Origin of the sequence: Thiomicrorhabdus marina (assembly GCF_017571465.1) — a bacterium.
Classification (GTDB): domain Bacteria; phylum Pseudomonadota; class Gammaproteobacteria; order Thiomicrospirales; family Thiomicrospiraceae; genus Thiomicrorhabdus; species Thiomicrorhabdus marina.
This window is the reverse complement of the sequence record NZ_JAGETV010000036.1, coordinates 1-20,519: the sequence shown is the minus strand read 5'-3', so window position 1 is coordinate 20,519 and position 20,519 is coordinate 1. Positions and strand designations below refer to the sequence as shown.

24 protein-coding genes are annotated in these 20,519 nt (G+C 45.4%); 4 read left to right on the top strand and 20 right to left on the bottom strand.

The features are described from left to right. Positions 1 to 290: 290 nt before the first annotated feature. The 4 genes from J3998_RS12240 (at position 291) to J3998_RS12225 (ending at position 1,914) form a co-directional block, all read left to right on the top strand. Positions 291 to 824, top strand: coding sequence for a chemotaxis protein CheW (locus J3998_RS12240; RefSeq protein ID WP_208150956.1), 534 nt, complete (start codon positions 291 to 293; stop codon positions 822 to 824). A 70-nt stretch (positions 825 to 894) separates the two neighbouring features. Beyond that, the gene (locus J3998_RS12235; protein ID WP_208150955.1) at positions 895 to 1,254 is read left to right on the top strand and encodes a response regulator; all 360 of its coding nucleotides are present in this window, start codon (positions 895 to 897) and stop codon (positions 1,252 to 1,254) included. Positions 1,255 to 1,314: 60 nt separating this feature from the next. Then, positions 1,315 to 1,590: an STAS domain-containing protein gene (locus J3998_RS12230; RefSeq protein WP_208150954.1), complete on the top strand. Its 276-nt coding sequence runs from the start codon at positions 1,315 to 1,317 to the stop codon at positions 1,588 to 1,590. An 18-nt stretch (positions 1,591 to 1,608) separates the two neighbouring features. After that, positions 1,609 to 1,914 (top strand): EscU/YscU/HrcU family type III secretion system export apparatus switch protein, encoded by a 306-nt coding sequence (locus tag J3998_RS12225; RefSeq protein ID WP_208150953.1) that lies wholly within the window; start codon positions 1,609 to 1,611, stop codon positions 1,912 to 1,914. Between the two features lie 68 nt (positions 1,915 to 1,982). Here the strand turns inward: J3998_RS12225 and J3998_RS12220 are convergent, their stop codons facing one another. The 20 genes from J3998_RS12220 to J3998_RS12125 all read right to left on the bottom strand — a co-directional run. After that, the gene (locus tag J3998_RS12220) at positions 1,983 to 2,486 is read right to left on the bottom strand and encodes a chemotaxis protein CheW (protein WP_243750742.1); all 504 of its coding nucleotides are present in this window, start codon (positions 2,484 to 2,486) and stop codon (positions 1,983 to 1,985) included. A 12-nt stretch (positions 2,487 to 2,498) separates the two neighbouring features. Beyond that, positions 2,499 to 4,583, bottom strand: a complete 2,085-nt coding sequence (locus tag J3998_RS12215) for a chemotaxis protein CheW (RefSeq protein WP_208150952.1) — start codon at positions 4,581 to 4,583, stop codon at positions 2,499 to 2,501. 154 nt (positions 4,584 to 4,737) lie between these two features. Further along, positions 4,738 to 5,400, bottom strand: a complete 663-nt coding sequence (locus J3998_RS12210) for a protein phosphatase CheZ (protein ID WP_208150951.1) — start codon at positions 5,398 to 5,400, stop codon at positions 4,738 to 4,740. Positions 5,401 to 5,546: 146 nt separating this feature from the next. Next, positions 5,547 to 5,951 carry a chemotaxis response regulator CheY gene (locus J3998_RS12205; RefSeq protein ID WP_243750741.1) on the bottom strand — a complete coding sequence of 135 codons (405 nt, stop codon included), beginning with the start codon at positions 5,949 to 5,951 and terminating at the stop codon, positions 5,547 to 5,549. A 50-nt stretch (positions 5,952 to 6,001) separates the two neighbouring features. Beyond that, positions 6,002 to 6,727, bottom strand: coding sequence for an RNA polymerase sigma factor FliA (locus tag J3998_RS12200; protein WP_208150950.1), 726 nt, complete (start codon positions 6,725 to 6,727; stop codon positions 6,002 to 6,004). Positions 6,728 to 6,733: 6 nt separating this feature from the next. Next, entirely contained in the window at positions 6,734 to 7,645 is a 912-nt protein-coding gene (locus tag J3998_RS12195) for a MinD/ParA family protein (RefSeq protein ID WP_208150949.1), read from the bottom strand. Continuing rightward, entirely contained in the window at positions 7,635 to 8,936 is a 1,302-nt protein-coding gene (gene flhF, locus J3998_RS12190; RefSeq protein ID WP_208150948.1) for a flagellar biosynthesis GTPase FlhF, read from the bottom strand. Before flhF ends, J3998_RS12195 begins: the two co-directional genes overlap by 11 nt. After that, on the bottom strand, positions 8,937 to 11,033 hold the full coding sequence (gene flhA / locus J3998_RS12185; protein ID WP_208150947.1) for a flagellar biosynthesis protein FlhA: 2,097 nt from the start codon (positions 11,031 to 11,033) through the stop codon (positions 8,937 to 8,939). It abuts the gene before it with no gap. 96 nt (positions 11,034 to 11,129) lie between these two features. Then, positions 11,130 to 12,263: a flagellar biosynthesis protein FlhB gene (flhB, locus tag J3998_RS12180; RefSeq protein WP_208150946.1), complete on the bottom strand. Its 1,134-nt coding sequence runs from the start codon at positions 12,261 to 12,263 to the stop codon at positions 11,130 to 11,132. 15 nt (positions 12,264 to 12,278) lie between these two features. After that, positions 12,279 to 13,058: a flagellar biosynthetic protein FliR gene (gene fliR, locus J3998_RS12175; RefSeq protein WP_208150945.1), complete on the bottom strand. Its 780-nt coding sequence runs from the start codon at positions 13,056 to 13,058 to the stop codon at positions 12,279 to 12,281. A gap of 34 nt (positions 13,059 to 13,092) precedes the next feature. Further along, a complete protein-coding gene (gene fliQ / locus J3998_RS12170) occupies positions 13,093 to 13,362 on the bottom strand; it encodes a flagellar biosynthesis protein FliQ (protein ID WP_208150944.1) in 270 nt (89 codons plus the stop codon). Continuing rightward, a complete protein-coding gene (gene fliP / locus J3998_RS12165; protein WP_208150943.1) occupies positions 13,363 to 14,127 on the bottom strand; it encodes a flagellar type III secretion system pore protein FliP in 765 nt (254 codons plus the stop codon). Beyond that, entirely contained in the window at positions 14,127 to 14,744 is a 618-nt protein-coding gene (fliO, locus tag J3998_RS12160) for a flagellar biosynthetic protein FliO (RefSeq protein ID WP_243750740.1), read from the bottom strand. Before fliO ends, fliP begins: the two co-directional genes overlap by 1 nt. Positions 14,745 to 14,819: 75 nt before the next feature. Continuing rightward, the gene (gene fliN, locus J3998_RS12155; protein ID WP_341829272.1) at positions 14,820 to 15,260 is read right to left on the bottom strand and encodes a flagellar motor switch protein FliN; all 441 of its coding nucleotides are present in this window, start codon (positions 15,258 to 15,260) and stop codon (positions 14,820 to 14,822) included. Next, positions 15,253 to 16,272, bottom strand: a complete 1,020-nt coding sequence (gene fliM, locus J3998_RS12150) for a flagellar motor switch protein FliM (protein WP_208150942.1) — start codon at positions 16,270 to 16,272, stop codon at positions 15,253 to 15,255. Before fliM ends, fliN begins: the two co-directional genes overlap by 8 nt. 38 nt (positions 16,273 to 16,310) lie before the next feature. Beyond that, the gene (locus J3998_RS12145) at positions 16,311 to 16,886 is read right to left on the bottom strand and encodes a flagellar basal body-associated FliL family protein (RefSeq protein ID WP_208150941.1); all 576 of its coding nucleotides are present in this window, start codon (positions 16,884 to 16,886) and stop codon (positions 16,311 to 16,313) included. 22 nt (positions 16,887 to 16,908) lie between these two features. Further along, the gene (motB, locus tag J3998_RS12140) at positions 16,909 to 17,790 is read right to left on the bottom strand and encodes a flagellar motor protein MotB (RefSeq protein ID WP_208150940.1); all 882 of its coding nucleotides are present in this window, start codon (positions 17,788 to 17,790) and stop codon (positions 16,909 to 16,911) included. Positions 17,791 to 17,841: 51 nt separating this feature from the next. After that, complete coding sequence (gene motA / locus J3998_RS12135) at positions 17,842 to 18,693, bottom strand: flagellar motor stator protein MotA (protein ID WP_208150939.1); 852 nt, start codon at positions 18,691 to 18,693, stop codon at positions 17,842 to 17,844. Positions 18,694 to 18,772: 79 nt separating this feature from the next. Continuing rightward, positions 18,773 to 19,774, bottom strand: a complete 1,002-nt coding sequence (locus J3998_RS13430) for a methyl-accepting chemotaxis protein (protein ID WP_208150938.1) — start codon at positions 19,772 to 19,774, stop codon at positions 18,773 to 18,775. Between the two features lie 10 nt (positions 19,775 to 19,784). After that, positions 19,785 to 20,519: flagellar hook-length control protein FliK (locus J3998_RS12125; protein WP_208150937.1), on the bottom strand; the 735-nt coding region annotated here is incomplete at its 5' end.

Genomic DNA, 20,519 nt, shown 5'->3' with positions numbered 1-20,519 from the left:
TTTGGTCAGGTCTAGACATGACGGCAAACAGACGCCTTGCTTAGCCTAAATTTTTCTTTGCCTGAAGCCATTTGGACTTGTTCTGCGCTTCCCTAGCCAATTACAATCTTCACAAGCTTGTAAATAAGCTGCTTAATGTGAATGAATTTGTGACAAATCAATTCCACAGACAATTTCAATTAAATCGCCCGAATTCACCTAGACCTTTTTAGGCTTATCAGTTAATTTAAGTTTTAACTATGGGAGCCCTGAAAGACTCTCACACCACCAACTATAATCACGAGTTGTAAATGGAAATAGACGAAAAAAATGTTGCCGATATTCAAGCGCAAATCGACCAGAGCCGTTCAGATGACGATCAAGTCTTAAGTTTTGTGCTTGGCGGCGAGGAATATGGCGTTGATATATTGCGAGTGCAGGAAATAAAAGGCTGGGAAAAAACCACCGATATTCCAAACTCGCCTTCGTATGTCATGGGCGTGATAAACCTGCGTGGTGCCGTGGTGCCGGTGATTGATTTACGCGTCCGTTTCGGACTGGAAAACATCACCTACAATGACTCCACCGTAGTGATTATTGTCCGCGCCGAAGACACCAGTGACAGCAGTAAAATTATCGGTTTGGTGGTTGATGGCGTATCTGATGTTTATGCGATCAATCGTGACGAGTTACAGAGCGCACCATCCATGTCAGGGACAATCAATACCGAATATGTCAACGGACTCGCGACTGTTGGAGACAAGATGGTGATTATCTTGCACATAGACCAATTAATTACCAGCGGTATATTATCCGACGTGAAAAAGTCTTTAAACATCGAATAGCCCTTGTATTCCAATACACAAACGATGACAATTAACGCATTCAAGTTAACGCATAAAGTGAGAGATTAGGATGTCAAAAATCTTAGCAGTGGATGATTCAAAATCAATGAGACAAATGGTAAGCATGTCTTTGAAATCAGCAGGCCACGACGTAGTAGAAGCCGAGGACGGCGCACAAGCACTGGATATCGCTAAGCAAAGCCAGTTTGATCTGGTGGTAACGGATATCAATATGCCGAACATGAACGGGATTGAATTAATCAGTGCGCTTCGAGGCTTGCCAAACTACAAATTCACTCCGATTCTTTGTCTAACGACGGAATCATCCGGTGACATGAAAACCAAAGGCAAGGAAGCCGGAGCAACTGGTTGGATCGTGAAGCCTTTCAGCCCAGAGAAACTGCTATCAGTCATTGGGCGTGTACTGTAAAAACAGTATTCTGATTAAGTTGCCATATCTTTTTCGAGTTAATTAACTAAGGATGTCATTATGAGTTCAACTATCACCCTAAGTGACAGTTTGATTATTAACCAAATCGAACAAGAGTTTGCGCAACTTAGCGCTCAATTCAACGATTCCGAAAATGAAATCATTCTGGATGCTGAAGCCGTAGATACCGTCGACACCTCTGGCCTACAATGCCTGTTGATGCTAATCCAAAATGCAGCGGAACAAGGCAAAACCATTAGTTGGCTGAGCCCTTCGGAAACCATAAAAACATCGGCTGAAAAGCTCGGTTTAAGCAGTGCCCTGAAGTTAGTTTAAACTCTCTTTTCTGACTTAATGAGTCCAATTCCCCCTAAACAGCAACCAATACAAGCCGTATCCCTACAATACGATGGTGACGGCGCTCCTAAGGTTACCGCCAAAGGACAAGGTGTTATTGCTGAAGAAATTATTCATCGCGCCAAAGAACACGATATTCCTATTCAAGAAAACCATGAACTGGTTGGCTTACTCAGCCAAGTTCAACTCGATCAGGAAATCCCCGATAAACTCTATGAAGCCGTCGCACAAGTTCTCATTTTCGCCTATCAGATTTCCGGTAAAGAAGTTCCTTCCGCCCCCAAAAAAGACCCGACTCTTTAAACCCTAAAAATACAAAAAGCGCCTATAAAGAGACGCTTTTTTTGGTAAATTGATTGGAAATGTTGAAATCAATCAGGATCTTGAAACATAGTATCGACGTCAAGCAAGATAATCACATTGTCTTGGTAATGCGCAATGCCTTGAATGTTTCTCGATGCGTTATCTTTGGTGGATGACAGAGGTTCGAATTTCTTTTCAGGAATATCCTTTACCTCCATTACGAAGTCGACCAAAATCCCAACCGAACGTTCATCATCCACTTCAACAATAATAATACGCGATAGATCATCAATCTCTTTAGACGACAATTCAAACATTGAACGTGAATCGATAACCGTAACAATCACACCACGAACATTAATCACTCCCAATACCTGATATGGCGCTCCCGGTACGGGACGAATATTACCGACTCGCAATACTTCTCGAATCTTGCTTACCTGGATACCGTAGATTTCATTCTCCAAGGTAAACATGACACAGCGGATACTTGGACCAAAATCCTCATCTTCCATGTCATCCATTAAAGAGATATTATCAGTAAACCCTTTTGAATCAGTTAAATGCATCATTATCGTTACCTACTACTGAAAACGCTGAACCACACCCGGCAAATCAAGAATTAGCGCAATATTACCGTTACCGGTAATGGTTGCTCCGGCGTAGCCACTCACTCGTTTCAACATGGTTCCAAGCGGTTTAATTACCACTTCTTCCTGTCCATTAACTTGATCGACAACAAAGCCAACGCGTTGATTGCCAATCGATACGATGACAACCTTGTCTTCGTCATAATTTTCTTTAACGGCGTGCGGAGCCAACCATTCATCTAAAAAGAAAAGCGGGATACTCTTATCACGCAGACGCACCATGCGCTGCCCATCGATTTTATTAGTTTTCTCAGAATTATAATCAAAGATTTCTAAGACACTGGTCAATGGAATTGCATAACTGTCTTCGCAGAAGGAGACCATCAATGTCGGCAAAATTGCTAGCGTCAAAGGAACGCGGATACTGATTTGCGTGCCTTTACCAAGCACCGAGTGAATATCAATACTGCCGTTCAGTTTAGTGATCATATTCTTGACCACGTCCATACCCACACCGCGCCCGGAAATATCACTGACCTGCTCTGCCGTCGAAAAACCAGCTGAAAGAATCAATTCAAATGCCGATTTATCATCTAACTGGTTTGCCGCAACTTCATCCATCAACCCTTTTTCCACCGCTTTTCGGCGTAACAGATCGGCATCCATTCCTTTACCGTCATCGGTAATCGATAACAAAATATGATCGCCTTCCTGCTCAGCGGCTAGAATCACTGTACCGGTTTCAGGTTTACCATTGGCAATGCGATCCGCCGGCATTTCTACGCCGTGGTCGACCGAGTTACGTACCAAGTGCACTAAAGGATCTGCAAGTGCCTCAACCAAGTTTTTATCCAGATCGGTATCTTCGCCGTGCAGCTCAAGCTCAATCTTTTTATTCAGCTTACGTGCTAAATCTCGAACAACACGAGGGAATCGACCAAAAACTTTTTTCACCGGCTGCATGCGGGTTTTCATTACTGACGCTTGCAAGTCGGTCGTGACATGATCTAAATTGCCGACCGCATTGGAAATTTCTTCGGAACTATCACTGGTGCCGCGCAACGTCAAAAGACGGTTACGAACCAAAACCAATTCACCAACTAAATTCATAATCTCATCAAGGCGTCGAGTATCGACACGGACTGTGGATTCTGGATTACTTTTCGGTGCAGGCTTACTTGGAGCAACTACTGGCTTTGTTGCGGCCTTAGGTTTAGACACGGGTTGCGATGGTGAAACTGCTGGCTCAACAATTGGCGCAGCAGTCACATTATGAGAAGAAGGTGTCGGCTCAGCATCCGACAAAAGCAAATCGCGTTGATTCAAAAGTGCTTCGAATTCTTCGTCGGTAATATCACCATCTGGATCAACGCCAGCGTCAAGATGCAGTTCAACTTTTGGTTCAACCTGCGATTTTGGCGCCACTGCGGTCTGCAACTGATCGCGCTGATTTAACAGCGCCTCGAACTCTTCGTCAGTAATATCGCCATCCGGATCAACACCATCGGCAAGATGAAGCGAGACTTCCGATGAAGTCGCCACCGGCATCACATCGGATTGTAATTGATCACGTTGATTCAATAAGGCTTCAAATTCTTCATCAGTGATATCACCATCTGGGTCCACGCCCTCGGCCAAATGCAAAGACACTTCTTGAGCAACCGGCTCAGCTACCACTTCCGGTTCAATAACAACCGCGCCGCCTTTAGTCAGCATATCCAATTCATGAAGAAGGCCGGCGTCATTTTCCGGCAGATCTCGCTCTCCGGCATTCAGCGCTTCAATCGAATCTGAGATTACATCAAAAGCACGCAGAATCACATCTGCCGCTTGTGCATCATAGGAAATATCGCCGTTGCGAATTTTATCGAAAACGTTTTCTGCTCGATGACAAACTTCCACTAAAGGCGTGATTCCTAGAAAACCGGCACCACCTTTAACAGTGTGAAAACCACGGAATACGGCATTCAGCAAATCCGCATCCGTCGGCGAGTGTTCCAAATCAACCAACTGCTCGTTCAACTGGTCAACTAATTCGGAAGCTTCTACCAAAAAGTCACTTAAAATTTCTTCATCCACAATCACTACCTCTTACGGCATCAGGCAATAAATCCATTGCTCATGATGCCTGATATTTGCCGCTTTAAGCTGTAGTCGTTGTTAAATACGGCAATAATGGCTATTTTGGATAAGAATTAGCAATCAGCATGCCAACTAAACTGACAAGAAAATATTAAATCCCTAGATCGGCTAGCAAATCATCAACATCAGTTTGATCAGAAACGGTATCTTTCTTAGCCGCTTGGGTCACATTCGGTCCAACACCTTTTTCCAACTCGGCATCGCTCTCTTTTCGATCTGGAATGGCATTGAAGTTATGTCCTGATTTTTCAATCAATGCGACTAAACTCTGCTCCAACGAAGAGATAATTAAAATCACTCGATTCAGAACCTGACCGGTTAAATCCTGGAAAGATTGTGCCAACATAATGTTATTCAATTCGGACGTCATTTCGTTCAACAGAGTCTTAATCTCAGAGTTTCCACCACTGTGTCGTTCTTCAATCTGCTCAATAATTGCTATTGAGTTTTCTGCACTGGTCAGCGTTTTATTACTGGCCTCTTCAATCGTATCCAATACATACTGTAGACGCTCGGCCGCATCAGGAATATCGTGCTTAGTCTGCATTAACAGCGGCATGTGTTCCAACTCATCCAAAGTGCAGTGCAAATTTTCTGCCAGATTAGAAACTTCTTGATACAAACTCTGTTCGGTCTGTTGCGCGAGCTGCAAGGTCAAGCTTTGCGCAGTTTTTTGGTCATTGGCGTGTAAGGCAGCAACTAACTGATTAGCCAGTTCCAACTGTGTGCTTAATTGGTCTGAATGATTACTCATAAAGCGCGATTCCTAGAGATGAAAATCAGTTAACATCTTTGACCGTTAGCGGCCTTTCCGATATTTTTATGGAATCTATAATAACAAAAGCCCAGACGCTATCTACGCCTGGGCTATGCAAAACCGCTCGAAGGGTTTAGGTAAAGTTAAGCTTGTTGACGTTGCGCAACTCGCTCGAAGATTTTCTCGATTTTATCGTTCAAGGTTGCTGCGGTAAACGGCTTAACAATATAACCGTCCACACCCGCTTGTGCGGCTTCTAAAATTTGCGAGCGCTTCGCTTCCGCTGTAATCAGCAAAAACGGCGTATCCTTGAGTTTGGCATCGGCACGAACATTACGCAGTAAATCAATACCAGTCATATCCGGCATATTCCAATCACTCACAATAAAATCGTACTTACCACTTTGAATCATCGGCCAAGCAACCGCACCATCGTCAGCTTCGTCAAATTTGCTGAAACCAAGTTCTTTAAGCAAATTCTTGACGATACGGCGCATGGTTGCAAAATCATCAACCACCAAAATATTCATATCTCGATTAATTTGCATCTGCTTTCCTTACTTAAATTTTCGTTAAATAGTCTTATTTTATTACTCTGTTATAGCCAAGCGTCCATTCGTGCGCGAATTCGTTTAATCGCTTGCGAATGAATTTGACTAACACGCGATTCGCTGACTTCGAGAACTTGTCCAATCTCTTTAAGATTTAGCTCTTCATCGTAGTACAGTGCCATCACTAGCTTTTCTTTTTCCGGTAGCCCATCTATCTCGGAGGCCAGCGCTTTTTTAAAATCGCTTTGATTCAACTCTTGCAACGGCGTTTGGGTTTCACCGACCATTCTATCCTCAGACAGTTCTTCATGGTCCGGTTGATCTATCGATAGCAATTGCGAAGAGTTGGTATCATACAGAGCACGATGATACTCTTCCAGAGTTATTCCCATCTGCTCAGCCACTTCCGAATCATGTGCTTCTCGACCAGTGCGAATTTCCACTTGATGAATCGCTTCACTGATTTCTCGCGATTTACGATGCACCGAACGCGGCGTCCAATCACCTTTACGAATTTCATCCAACATGGCACCGCGGATACGAATGCCAGCATAGGTTTCAAAACTCGCACCATGGCTGTTATTGAACTTTTGCATCGCCTCCATTAGGCCAATAATCCCGGACTGAATCAGATCTTCAACCAGCACACTATCCGGTAGGCGCCCTTTTAAATGGTATGCAATACGCTTAACCAAAGGCAGATAGTCTTCCAACTCTTTCAGCGGAGACTGATTCTGGTTTTGAACCTGTTGGTAGATGTGCGCACCACTCATAGTCGATTAATTCCCTTGGAAAAGGTTCTCAACAAAAAACTGTAAATATCCGCTGACACCTTTTGGCGTAGGCCAGCGCTGAACATTATTCGCCATATTCTCAAATGCGTTCGCAGCCAAACTGCTTGGACGATACAAACTGACAGGAATCTGTTTTTGTACCGCATCTTTTAACGACTGGTCATACGGCACTGCGCCAAAGTAGTCGATGGAAACATCCAAAAACTGCTCGGTGACTTTCGACAACTTTTCAAATAGCTGACGACCATGCGCAGGAGACTTAGCCATATTCGCTAAAAGACGGAATCGTGACACTTGATAATCACGACTCAACACCTTAATCAAAGCATAGGCATCGGTAATTGATGCTGGCTCATCAGTGACCACCACAATCACTTCTTGCGCAGCTCGGCAGAAGCTGACCACACTATCTGCGATACCAGCAGCGGTGTCAATTAATAATACATCCAAATCATCGGCCAACTCACTAAATGCATTAATTATGCCGGCATTCTCCATTGCATTCAGTTGTGCCATGCGTTTGACACCGGAAGCCGCCGGAATGATTTTCAAACCACCCGGTCCTTCGATAATCACTTCACGCAGAGTTTTCTGGCCGTCCAGAACATGCGACAAATTATATTGCGTGTGCAAACCAAGCATAATATCGACATTCGCCAACCCCATGTCAGCATCCATCAGCAAAACACGATTGCCCATTTTGCTTAATTGAATGCCAAGATTAACTGAGACGTTAGTTTTACCCACGCCACCTTTACCACTGGCGACGGCAATAACGCGAACCGGTTTTTGGTTACTGGTCGATTTTGGCATAACTTTACTGCCTTCAGTCTGCTTTGGTTGCGAATTCTGTTGCGAGTGCAATGCTCTTAAGCCAGCTGCTTGATCATTGAGCATTTGAAATCTCCTTTCCCATTCCTAAGCGGAATGCTTGCTCATCAATGTTCTGCGAATTTTGCTGACCAAGCACTATGGCACGGTCAATCAAATCGCGGGCATGTATTTTTTCTATATCTTCCGGAACGCGTTGACCGGTGCTTAGATAACTAATCGGCAAATCCGATTCCAACAATACGGTCAAGGCATTGCCCAACTGAGTCGCTTCATCGACTTTGGTCAGAATGCAGCCTTTCAGCACCACTTCACCAAACGAGTTGACGATATCGCGCATAACACTCAACTGCGTCGCTGCCGACATCACCAAGTAGTTGCGAACCATATTGACACCTTGATGACCGCTGGTCAGTTGCTTAGACAACTGCAAATCTTTCTGACTCATACCGGCGGTATCAATCAGCACCAGCTTCTTATTCGCCATCGAAGTCAGCAAGCTGTATAGTTCACCTTGATTAGAGGCGAAATGCACTGGCACCTGAATCATATCCGCGAACAGTTTCAACTGCGCCTGCGCGCCGATCTTGTAACTGTCTGTGGTAATCAAGGCGATGTCATTCGGGCTGTTACGCATCACGAAACGGCTCGCCAATTTAGCAATTGTCGTGGTTTTACCGACCCCAGTCGGTCCGACCAAGGCGATAATTCCGCCTCGATCCAATAAATCTCTTTCGTCTGAAGACACGCTCTGCTCAAGCAGACTCAGCACACTCTGCCAATCCATATCGGCATTGGCTTGCGCCTGTTTCAGTAAGCTTTGCGACAACTCCCAACCAAAGCCCAATCCCATCAAGCGCTTCAACAACGCTATCTGTTCTGGATTTTGCACTTCGGTATTGCCCCAAGCCAAACTTGATACTTGGTTTTCCAACAGGCTACGAACCTGTTTTAGCTCATCCGCCATCTGTTCGATTTGCGAAGCATGCGACACTGGCACTTCGCTCGAGTAGGTTGAAGGTGGCGGCGTGGTCGAATAGGAACTGCCACTGCGCGGACGCGGCTGTGAATGCCCCATCTCTGCATCATAAGCGTTAGCTACCCGGTCACGCGTCAAAGCCGCTTGCTGTTCAAAACTTAATCCAGCACCTTGCGGGTTATTTTCATAAGAACTGGATTGTGCAGTTTGCTTAGCTTGCTGTTGGTAAGCCATCGCCTCCGGATCCAATGCTGCCATAATTTCGACACCTTCAGCAGTCTGCTTTGTCGATAAAATGACAGCCTCATCGCCATGCTCCTCACGGACGGCATTCATCGCTTGACGCATGTTCGGCGCAAAAAAGCGTTTTATATGCATTTATCCTCCTTGTCCGACATTGGCGACCACACTGATTTGACGACTTTCCGGCACTTCCGAATAGGCTAGAATCACTAAACTCGGCAAACTAAAGCGGAACAGACGAGCCAGTTGTGCCCGAATCTGCGGTGCTACCAGTAGGACTGGAGCTTGTCCAGAGACTTCAACTTTTTGAGCTTCTTCTTTCAAAGTGCCATGTAAGCGCTCTGCCAGACCCGGTTCAACGGCTAATTGGCCTTCTGGAGCGCCTTGTGAAGCTTGAAGCAATATTTGTTCCAAGCTAGGTTCTAGGGTAATCACTTTCAACTCGCCTTCATTACCGACTAAGTGTTGCACAATCGAACGCCCTAGCGCGGCACGTACATCAATGGTCAACTCCGCCGGAGATTTTTTCATATCTGCTTTAGCGGTTAAGGTCTCTAAGATAGTTCGCATATCACGAATCGGCACTTTCTCTTGCAAGAGGTTCTGCAAAACCTTAACCAAAGATGCCAAGCCTAGTTTGTCCGGAATTAATTCGGATACCAACTTAGGCGAACTCTGTTTTAACTTATCAAGCAATTGCTGCACTTCATCATGCCCAAGCAATTCATACGAATAATCTTGAATCAATTGACTGATATGCGTTGCCACAACGGTACTGGCGTCAACCACGGTATAACCGAGCGCTTGGGCTTGGTCTTGGTTTTCCGGTTCAATCCACACCGCTTCCAAACCGAAAGCGGGATCTTTGGTTTTAATGCCGTTGACATCACCAAACACCTGTCCCGGATTGATTGCCATTTCCTTGTCTGGAAAAATCTCGCCCTGACCGGAATCGACCCCCATCAACATAATGCGGTATTGGTTCGGTTTCAGATCAAGATTGTCGCGAATATGTACAGATGGCACTAAAAAGCCAAGTTCTTGCGAAACCTTGCGACGTACGCCTTTAATGCGGTCTAACAATTGGCCATTTTGGTTTTGATCAACCATTGGAATCAAACGATAACCGACTTCTAAACCGAGAACATCAACCGACTGCACATCATCCCAACTAAGGTCTTTCGGCTTGCTCTCTTCTTCCAAGGCTTCAGCACTCGGTGCCGGCGGTTTGGACTCTTCTGCTTGCTGTTGTTTGTGAATAAAGTAAGCACCGGCACCTGCTACGGAAGCAAAGGTTAAGAAAGCGATATTCGGCATCCCCGGAATCAGGCCAATAAAGCCAATCACACCAGCCGTTGTGCCAAGGGCTTTTGGACTGGAGAACATCTGCAATTGCATCTGTTCACCCATATCTTTATTATCACCGCCCGTTACGCGGGTAACGATAATCGCGGTCGCCGTGGACAACAATAACGCCGGAATCTGCGCAACTAATCCGTCTCCTAACGTCAAAATGGTATAAACCTGCGCTGCATCACCAAATGACATGTTATTTTGCCAAACACCGATAGCAAAACCGCCAATCAAGTTGATAAATAGAATAATTAAACCGGCGATAGCATCACCGCGCACGAACTTACTGGCACCGTCCATCGAACCGTAGAATTCCGCCTCGGTGGCAATCTCGCGGCGGCGCATCTGTGCTTCTTCTTGGGTAATCAAGCCGGCATTCAAATCCGCATCAATCGCCATCTGTTTACCCGGCATTGAATCCAAGGTGAAACGTGCCGAAACTTCGGCGACTCGCCCTGCGCCTTTGGTGATAACCACAAAGTTAATTACCACCAAAATAGCAAACACCACTAAACCGACCGCGTAGTTCCCGCCAATTACAAATTCACCGAAGGCCTGAATCACATCACCGGCCGAAGCACCGCCACCATGCCCTTCCAGAAGAATGACTCGGGTCGAGGCAATATTCAGCGATAGACGAAATAGCGTTGCCAGTAAGATAATAGTCGGGAAAATCGCAAAATCGAGCGGGCGTTTGGCGTACAAGGTCACCATTAGCACAACGAGCGACAAAGCGATATTGAAGGTAAAAAACACATCTAATAGAAAAGGCGGTAAAGGAATGGTTACCATGCCCAAAAGTGCAAGCACACCAAACGGCACAGCAATACCTTTACTCCACTTACCTTTTAAATTGTCGGAAATTTGACGAAGATCCATTAATGTTTTTCCTAAAATACCGATTCAGTGGCCTTGCCCACTAAATCCAAGCCGATAAATTCCTGAATACGGCTTACTACGCAAGAAATCTGCCAATTAGTTTGCTTCCGGAACTTGAAGGTCTTCCGGAATAGGGAGATTCTCAAAATCGACCGTTTGCGCCTTGCCACTATCGCGTAATTGAAATACATAGGCCAAGACTGCCGCGACCGCACGAAAGAGATCATACGGAATTGGTCGGTCAACTTCAGCATTATAATAGAGTGCACGTGCTAAAGGCGGTGCCTCAACCACCATAACATTGTGCTCTTGAGCAATAGTACGAATTTGCGCCGCCATAAAATCAGCGCCCATCGCGACAACCATAGGTTCCGCCATGCCATCCGGATCATAACGCAAGGCGACTGCAAAATGCGTCGGGTTGGTAATGACTACATCGGCTTCCGGCACTTTTTCCATCATCCGGCGTTGCGACATTTCACGCTGTACCTGACGAATACGACCTTTGACTTCCGGATTACCCTCTTGCTGTTTGTGCTCTTCTTTAACTTCTTGTTTGGTCATTTTCAACTGGCGATTGTGGTTCCACAGTTGAAACGGTACATCAATCACCGCGACCACCAACAGCGCTAGACTGACAAAAATAAACGCTTGAGTAATCAATTCTGCAGAATGCATCAACGCCAAATTTTTAGGTTCAACACCCAACCCTAAAACTTGCGGAAACACCATATACAGAAACGCCGTTGCCATAGCGATAACCAGCACAAACTTGGCAAACGCCTTTAATAGCTCCATTAAAGCCTGTGCCGAAAACATTTTTTTGATGCCTTTGACGGGATTCAACTTCGAGAAAGATGGCGCCAGTGCTTTAGTACTGAAAGCCCAGCCACCGAGCAAAAGCGGCGAAATAATCGCCACAAAAACCATTAACAGAATAAACGGTAAAATCATAAAGATGGCTGCAATAATCAACGCAATAATAAGATCAAATAGCTTCTGGGTATCAAAAGCAATATCACGCTGAAAACTCAAACCTCGAATTAATACATCCTGCATATCAGCCATCATTTGCGGCCCATATAAATACAGAAACAATGCGGCTGAAAGTGTCATTAGCAAGGTCGATAGTTCTCGTGAACGCGGTATCTGCCCCTTCTCTCTGGCATCACGGAGCTTTTTCTCGGAGGGCTCTTCGGTTTTTTCTGTACCGTCTTCGTTCTCAGCCATATCAATAACCTCAGATTACGAACCGGTCAACTGCAAGTGGGTAATGGTTTCCACCGCACGGTGCACCAATTCCTGCATATGCGGCAAAATCACCGGCGTGGTCAGAGTTAGCATCACTAAACCGGCTAGTAACGTTACCGGAAAACCAACTGCGAAAATATTCAATGCCGGCGCTGCACGCGTTACCACACCGAAAGAGATATTAATTAATAACAGAGCAGTAATAGCAGGTAAAGCAATTAAAACACCAGCCAAGAACATATAACTACCAAACTCGAAAATCAGTCGTAAGCTGTCTTGCGTGTAGAAAGCAGTGCCGATGGGTAAATATTCAAAACTATCAATCATTACTTGCAAGACCAATATATGGCCATTTAAAGCGAGAAATAATAAGGTAACGATAATGACGAAATACTGGGAAACAATCGGAGCGGTAACCCCACTGGTCGGATCGGTCATTTGCGCGAAAGCCAAACCCATCCCCATTGCAATCAAGTGACCAGCAACAACAAAGGCTTGGAAGACAACCAAAAATATCACCCCCATCGATAAACCGATGACTACCTGTTGCAGAATAAACAGCACGCCCTGCCAAGTAAAAGGATCAACCGGAGGCGGTAACGCAATAGAGGGTGCTGCGGCAATGGTGATAAACAAAGCAAGAATGATCTTACCGCGTGCCGGAAAAGCACGAATACCATAAAGAGGAATAATAGAAAGCATCGCCCCGATTCGTACAAACGGATAGAAATACAGACCTATCCATTGGAGAAAATCGTTATATGCGAAACTCATGCGCGCCAATTCCTTTTATTAATCAATGAATTAGCTAATTAATATAAGCAGGGATATTAAGAATCAGTTCGCGCGAAAAACTAACCAGGGTAGTTAGCATCCAAGGACCTCCAACAACCAATGCCACACCGACAATCGCTAGCTTAGGGATAAAACTCAGCGTCATCTCATTAATTTGCGTCGCCGCCTGAAACATACCGACCAATAAACCGATAGCCAGAGCCGGAATCAATAGAGGTGCCGCCAACATCGCCACCAGCTCCAACATGCGCTGACCAAGCGTTAAGACAAATTCCTGTTCCATCTATATACCTCCGGGCACCACAAAACTGTTAGCAAGTGTACCAACCACTAGGCTCCAGCCATCTATCAAGACGAATAGCATCAACTTGAACGGCAAGGAAATAATCATTGGCGAGAGCATCATCATCCCCATTGACATCAATAGACTGGAGACCACCAAATCGATAATCAAAAACGGGATAAAGAGCATAAACCCGATCTGGAAAGCCGTCTTTAATTCCGATGTCATATAGGCCGGTATCAGCACCTTAAACGGTACGTTCTGCGGATCGGTCAAAGTCACATCAGCCATTTCGGCAAACATCCCCAAATCGTCTTCACGCGTTTGTTGCAACATAAATTGATGCATCGGTTTAGCGCCAACTTCCAGTGCTTGCTGGAAATTAATTTGCTCTTCCATATAAGGCGATACGGCAGTGTCGTAAATCTTTTCAAAAACTGGCGCCATAATAAACATGGTTAAAAACAGTGCTAAACCAATCAAAACTTGGTTAGATGGCGTCTGCATAGTACCAAGCGCTTGTCTTAAGAGTGCCAGAACAATAATAATTCGTAGAAAAGAGGTTGTTGCAATCAAAGCTGCCGGCAATAAAGTCAGTCCTGTCATCAATAACAGAATCTGCATGGTCAGCGTATAGTCCTGATTACCGGCCGCGTCGGTCTCGACGGTAAACATTGGGATACCCGGTTCGGCGTAGGACAAACTAGGCAGCACTAACAGAACAAACGGCACTAATAGAGCTAAAACGTTTAAGGCTGCACGCATTACTTGTCTTCTCCCTCAGACTTAGCAGACGATTGATTGTTTAGCTTGCCCTGCATCGCTTCTTGCAAACGTTGCGCAAACACACCACTAACAGGTTTTGGTTCGGCGACTTCTACCGGTTCGGCCAGGTTATGTAACTTACTGATTTTACTGGAAGTCACCCCAACCACAATTTGTTCTTTACCAACCTGTAACATCAAAATTCGTTCACGCGGCCCAACCGACAAAGCACCAAGAACCTTAAGATTGCCATCGGCAACACCCGGCATACGACCATAGCGGCGCAATAACCATGCAGCGGCGAAAATAATCAGCAAAATAAAAATCAAAGACAGCATAATTTGCGAGAAATAATTGCTCGGTTGCGGAACTGATTGACCAATTGAAATCGAATGACCGGCAGGCTTGATATAAGCTTCAGAGTTTTGGGCTTCAAGCGTTTCGGAATTCACAGAAAGATCGCTAGAAGTTGGATTAGCAGTGTCAGCAGCGGATACGGTGCTCAAACAACCTAAGAGGAAAAAGCTGATCGCAATTCCGAGAAAAAATCGGGAAAAAAGCGATGGATTATTTGAATCATTTAACATCGCTTTATAGTATCGGATTTTTGAAAGCATAGCCAAGCCCTTTTAACACTCAAATATCCTTCGCCAGTATTTTGACGCGCCGAGCATGGCTATACAAAAAATTGACTATTTGAGCTTACGAATACGCTCTTGAGGGCTAACTACGTCAGTTAAACGCACCCCAAACTTATCGTTAATAACCACTACTTCACCGTGAGCAATTAAAGTGCCATTTACCAATAAGTCTAGCGGTTCACCGGCTAAGCGATCCATCTCAACCACTGATCCTTGCGTATATGAAAGCAGATTACGAATCGAGACCTTGGCACGGCCGATCTCCAACTGCAAAGTCACCGGGACATCTAAGAGAACATCCAAATCGACCTTATTTTTGCCACCGCTAGCTCCCATGCTTTCGCTTAAATCATCTAAATCGGCTTTATTGGCTTCTGCTTGTTCCGACAGCGCATCACCCCAATCGGCTGCCGCATCATCAGCGCCGTTCTCTGCCTCGGCCTGTTCCGCTAAAGCATCACCCCATGCGCTCATATCATCTTGTTCACTCACTGTACCACTCCTTCACATTCTCAATGGTGCGCTCCTGATAAGCAGGATGATGCAAAATCTGTTCCACTTTGACCGCTTTCTTATCTCGCGAGCGGCCTAATTTACCACGCATAATGGCAATATCTTCGGCTTTTATAGTTACCTGTTCCGGCATTTCAATCGGAATAATATCACCGGCTTTCATTTCTAATAAATCTTCGACATTCATAACAATATCGACCAAGTTAACGCTTAAATCGATATCAATATTTTTTGCTTCTTCTTTCAGAGTGCGAGACCAGCGGTTGTCGCTTTCCCCCTGCAAGTTCTGCATACCTTCTTCCAGCTTGTCACGCACTGGTTCCAGCATCGAATACGGCATGACAATATCAACACGCCCTTCAACACCTTCGAAACGAATATTAATCGGGCTGACCACAATCATATCGGTCGGATCGACAATCCCGGCGAATTTCGGATTCATCTCCGAATGCATATACTCGATTTCAATATCCATTACCGGCCCCCACGCTTTGCGCAGGTTGTCAGAAATAATATCCAAAATACTACGTACCATGCTCATTTCGACCGGTGTATATTCACGCCCTTCGATTTTGAACGGCAATAGACCGGTGCCGCCGAAATAGATATCGACCGCAGTAAACACTAATTTCGAATCAAGAGTGAACAGTGACACGCCATTCAATGGATTAACACGATAGATATTCAAACTGGTCGGAACGAAAAGATTACGCAGATAGTCAATCATTTTGATGATTTTGACTTCCGATGCGGTTACTTCGACACTGGCCATAATCATCTCATTGAAATGACGTTGAAAGCCACGAGCAAAACGCTCGTTGATAATATCGAGCGCCGGCAGACGACCACGAACGATCCGTTCCTGGTTGGTAAAGTCATAAACCTTGGCGCCAAGGCCTTCCGAGCCATCGTCGGTTTCGGTTTCGACTTCACCGCCGCCCATTCCTTTCAAGAGCGCATCGACTTCATCTTGGCTTAAGATATCTTCCATGAGATTTCCCTAGTGTCCGTTGTTTATGCCAGTACTACTTACTGCATAACAAAACGGGTCATATAAACGTCTTCTAAGAGTTCAGGATAAATTTTATTGTTCTCTAGCACTTTACGCGCCACTTCCAATAATTGCGCACGTAACTGATCCGGTCCATCCGGCTTAATTAATTCATTGTAATGTTGATTGCGCAATAAACGCTGAATATCATTTTTCAAAATCGGACGAAAATGCTCCATATCGGCAATGAGCTGTGGATAGTAGGTCATAAACTGCAAATCCACCGCCAGATATTTGGCTTGACCGTCACCATTGAAATTGACTACAAACTTATCCATTACAAAATAGCCCGGAGGCGCTTCTGGAGGAGGTGGATCATACTGTTTGTAATTCGGAGAGTAAGTCTTAGCATGCCCTGCCGGCTCGTCCCCATGTTCAGCAGAAGCATGCATTTCTGTGCTATCGCCATTTGCATGATCACCGCCTTGCTGGCTAAGAAGGAGATAGGCCATCACACCGATACCGACCAACAACAGAATAACAATCACAATCAAGGTGATGATTAATCCTTTGCCACCCTTTTTCTTCTCTTCTTGGACTTCTTCCTCAGCCATGATCTATTCCCCTTTCAAATTATTAGTTTGCTTGCAAAAGTGTCTGCTTATTTAAATCTTCAAGCTGCGGCGCTTCGCTTAAACTACGTAGTTTCTGTTCCGCTTCTTTATTCAAAACAATAATACTAATCCGGCGGTTACGCGGATTATATGGATTGTCTTTATCAAACAGCACTGTATCCGCCATACCAACCGCTTGCGCAATACGGTCACTGTTGACACCGCCTTGGATTAATAAGCGACGCGCTGCGTTGGCGCGATCTGCAGACAATTCCCAGTTAGTGTAATCCGAACTGGAGTGGTACCCAGAAGCATCGGTATGCCCTGCGATACTAATTTTATTGCTGGTTGTCGCCAAAACCGAGCCAACTTCCTGTAACAATTTGGCAGCATAATCTTTAGGCAGGTCAACCCCGGTGCCGAACATCGGGCGCTTACGGTCATCTAGAATTTGCACTTGCAAACCATTCGGAGTGATATCAATTTTTAACTGGTCTTTCAATTCTGCTAGCGTCGGATTTTCGGAAATCTTTTTTTCTAGTTCCAGTTTCATCGCTTCCATTTGCGCAGTTTCCTGGGCTTTACCGGAACCATCCTCATCACCCTCTTTTCCTTTCGGAGCATCTTTAAAACCACCCATATCAATCATCGCATCGGCAGTTTGTCCGGCTTCTTTGGATTCAACTAAGGTACTCGGCGAGGCTTCAATCACAGTCGGATCACGGAAGAATTCTGCCATGGCTTTCATCTCTTCGTCATTAGTACCACCGAGAACCCATAACATTAAGAAAAACGCTGCGGTAGCTGTCATAAAATCAGCAAACGCAATTTTCCATGCCCCGCCATGCGCAGCGTGCGGACACTTATTTAAACGTTTTATGATTATGGATTGTTCATCACTCATCTGCCAATCCTCGACTCATGCAGACCAAAAGATTCAATCTAAGCACTATGATTATTTCTGACTTTGCAAATATTCATCTAACTCTTGGAAGCTAGGACGATCATGACTCGGCACCGCTTTTCGGCCAAATTCAACGGCGACAGCCGGTGCGTAACCATTTAAGTTCGCCATTAAACAAGTTTTAAGCACTTGGTAATAAGCGCCTTCCACTTCGGCACGGTTCGCTAATTCCGAAGAAATCGGCGCGATAAAGCCGTAAGCAACCAAAATCCCCAAGAAAGTACCAACCAACGCCACCGACATATGGTGGGCAATTTCCATCGGACCTGCATCCAGATAACTCATGGTAATAACGATACCCAATACCGCAGCAACGATACCAAATGCCGGCAACGCTTCAGCAACCTTGCCGATAGCCTGACTTGGCATCATCGCTTCATGATGATGCCCGTCCAACTCGACAATCATCAAGTCTTCCAATTGATAAGGGTTACTTGCGCCACTGATCATTAAACGCAGATAATCACAAACAAAATCAACCGCATGATGATCTTTCATGACACTAGGTGCACTATTGAAAAGTTCGCTGGAATGCGGTTCTTCAACATCGGCTTCAATCGCCATTAACCCTTCGCGACGTGCCTTATTGAAAATCTTGAACATCAAACCAAGTGCTTCGAGAAACACTTCTTTGTTATAAGGCGCCGGCTTCGCCAAACCTAAAGCACCGGAAAATCCGGCCTTAACCACCCATCCTGGGTTAGCGATAATATAAGCACCCAAAGCACCACCGCAGATAATTATTACCTCAAGCGGTTGAATCAGAATGCCGAAACTACCGTGAGGAAGATATCCGCCTAACAGTGTTCCGACAACTACTAAGGTACCGGCAATTGCTTTCATTATGCTATTCCTATCCCTGTTCCTAAAAATGTGACTGACTGTTTTTTGACATTTCTGCCAATTCAGTCACAAGTCTACCCTAGCCCTGCAAGACTTGCGCCAATTCTTGCTGCGCAGCCTTCAAATGACCAAGATTCTCATTAATTCCGCTCAAAATATCGTTAACGCGCCCCGCCTCACCTTGGGTCGCACCAACGCGCTCTTGACCGTTCTCCATTACCTGTACCGCATTACGTGCACGTTGTTGTAGCTCTTCGATAATAGTCTGTATTTCCGTGGTAGCCTGCTGGGTTTTACCTGCCAAAATACGCACTTCATCCGCCACCACAGCAAAACCTCGACCATGCTCACCTGCGCGCGCGGCTTCAATCGCTGCATTCAACGCCAGTAGATTAGTCTGTTCAGCAATATCACGAATCAAAACCAACACCGTTCCGATATTACTGGAATCTTCTTCTAACTGTTTAATCACGCCCGAGGCATGAGTCACTTCATCCGTTAAGCCAGACACTTCACTAATTACTTTCTGTGCCGAATCCATACCTTCCTGCGAACCGGTACTTAGTTGGGCGACCATTGAAGATAGTTGATTTGAGAGACTTGTCAACTCCCCAGTATCAATACTGCTTGTCGGAGCCATCTCCATCGGTGCAGCTTGTTGCTGTTGCGCATAACAAGCAGCCAAGGTTTCATTCAACTCTTCCATCTGCTGTTCTAATTCTTGGATCTTAGATTGTGCCGAAGAGGCCTCAATCATCTGCCGAGTAACACTATCCGCTGCTGTCTGCAAAACGTTATTGATTGCCGTCAGTAGATGCGGATCACTGTTTGGTGCTTTGACCATAATCGAAAAGTCTTCGCTGCGCGTCACTGTTCGTAGTTGCTCGACCAGTTCATGTTGCTCGCATGTTCCCGGCTTATTGCACCAGAAAATGTAGACTAAAGCGCCGACAATCACGGCACTAATCAAGGCAACCAAAGCAACAAAACCGGCTGTCGGAATCCCCGCTATCTCAGAAGCGGCAGACACCGGCTGAGAGATCAGCAAAAATGCGCTGATTAATAGTGTTTGCGTTTTCATATCTATGCTCCTAGGCGTAATAATCGACCAGTGAGTCGGAAGCGACTGTAGTCACACTCTGTTCTTCTTCAACCGTCGAACTGCCTTTTCCATCTGTTGCAGTCATTGTGGCTGAATTTGTTTCTTCATCTTGCTGCGCTTGTTGCTCGGCAAAACTTTCACCCGTTTCCACATCAACCGATGCTAAGTTAATCCCTTGTTGTTCCAACATTTCTCTTAAACGAGGGATCGACGCATCAATCGCATCTCGAGTCGCGCCATGCTGAGCCAATACACTAACTTGCACCTGTTGCTCACGATCAAAATGCAATTTGATTTGAATCGGCCCTAATTTTTCAGGATTCAACGTAATATGTGCTTGTTGAACCTGCGAATTAATCATGTAATTAACCCTTTGCCCAAGCGCTTGTCCCCATTGAGGATGACGCACTGGCAAGGGAATAGACTGCATTGACGGAGGCAGAGTCGCTCGCCGTTCACCAGTCACGGAATCTACCGAACCACTACTCAAAGCATTCGCCTTCTGCAACGCTTCATCAGCCGCTCGAGTCTGTGCCTGCTGACGCGCCCCCATTTCAATATCACGACGCTGTTCACTACCGGCAGTATTCATATTTTGTACTGCCTGCAAAGCCTGCCCGTTATTTTGCCCAGAACTCTGCGCACCTTGACCATTTTGGCCTGCTGACTGCCCACTCTGACCGGCAAGATTTTCAGTACTGCCAGAAGCATTCATTGTTGCATT

Coding starts and splice junctions, on each gene's coding strand:
- J3998_RS12210 (WP_208150951.1), bottom strand. CDS start 5,400: ATGAGTAATCATTCAGACCAATTAAGCACACAGTTGGAACTGGCTAAT.
- flhA (WP_208150947.1), bottom strand. CDS start 11,033: ATGGATCTTCGTCAAATTTCCGACAATTTAAAAGGTAAGTGGAGTAAA.
- motA (WP_208150939.1), bottom strand. CDS start 18,693: ATGAAAGCAATTGCCGGTACCTTAGTAGTTGTCGGAACACTGTTAGGC.
- J3998_RS12240 (WP_208150956.1), top strand. CDS start 291: ATGGAAATAGACGAAAAAAATGTTGCCGATATTCAAGCGCAAATCGAC.
- J3998_RS12205 (WP_243750741.1), bottom strand. CDS start 5,951: ATGCAAATTAATCGAGATATGAATATTTTGGTGGTTGATGATTTTGCA.
- flhB (WP_208150946.1), bottom strand. CDS start 12,263: ATGGCTGAGAACGAAGACGGTACAGAAAAAACCGAAGAGCCCTCCGAG.
- J3998_RS12145 (WP_208150941.1), bottom strand. CDS start 16,886: ATGGCTGAGGAAGAAGTCCAAGAAGAGAAGAAAAAGGGTGGCAAAGGA.
- J3998_RS12220 (WP_243750742.1), bottom strand. CDS start 2,486: ATGATGCATTTAACTGATTCAAAAGGGTTTACTGATAATATCTCTTTA.
- J3998_RS13430 (WP_208150938.1), bottom strand. CDS start 19,774: ATGAAAACGCAAACACTATTAATCAGCGCATTTTTGCTGATCTCTCAG.
- fliR (WP_208150945.1), bottom strand. CDS start 13,058: ATGAGTTTCGCATATAACGATTTTCTCCAATGGATAGGTCTGTATTTC.
- motB (WP_208150940.1), bottom strand. CDS start 17,790: ATGAGTGATGAACAATCCATAATCATAAAACGTTTAAATAAGTGTCCG.
- J3998_RS12200 (WP_208150950.1), bottom strand. CDS start 6,727: ATGAGTGGTGCGCACATCTACCAACAGGTTCAAAACCAGAATCAGTCT.
- J3998_RS12230 (WP_208150954.1), top strand. CDS start 1,315: ATGAGTTCAACTATCACCCTAAGTGACAGTTTGATTATTAACCAAATC.
- J3998_RS12235 (WP_208150955.1), top strand. CDS start 895: ATGTCAAAAATCTTAGCAGTGGATGATTCAAAATCAATGAGACAAATG.
- fliQ (WP_208150944.1), bottom strand. CDS start 13,362: ATGGAACAGGAATTTGTCTTAACGCTTGGTCAGCGCATGTTGGAGCTG.
- fliO (WP_243750740.1), bottom strand. CDS start 14,744: ATGCTTTCAAAAATCCGATACTATAAAGCGATGTTAAATGATTCAAAT.
- J3998_RS12195 (WP_208150949.1), bottom strand. CDS start 7,645: ATGCTCAATGATCAAGCAGCTGGCTTAAGAGCATTGCACTCGCAACAG.
- fliP (WP_208150943.1), bottom strand. CDS start 14,127: ATGCGTGCAGCCTTAAACGTTTTAGCTCTATTAGTGCCGTTTGTTCTG.
- fliM (WP_208150942.1), bottom strand. CDS start 16,272: ATGGAAGATATCTTAAGCCAAGATGAAGTCGATGCGCTCTTGAAAGGA.
- J3998_RS12225 (WP_208150953.1), top strand. CDS start 1,609: ATGAGTCCAATTCCCCCTAAACAGCAACCAATACAAGCCGTATCCCTA.
- flhF (WP_208150948.1), bottom strand. CDS start 8,936: ATGCATATAAAACGCTTTTTTGCGCCGAACATGCGTCAAGCGATGAAT.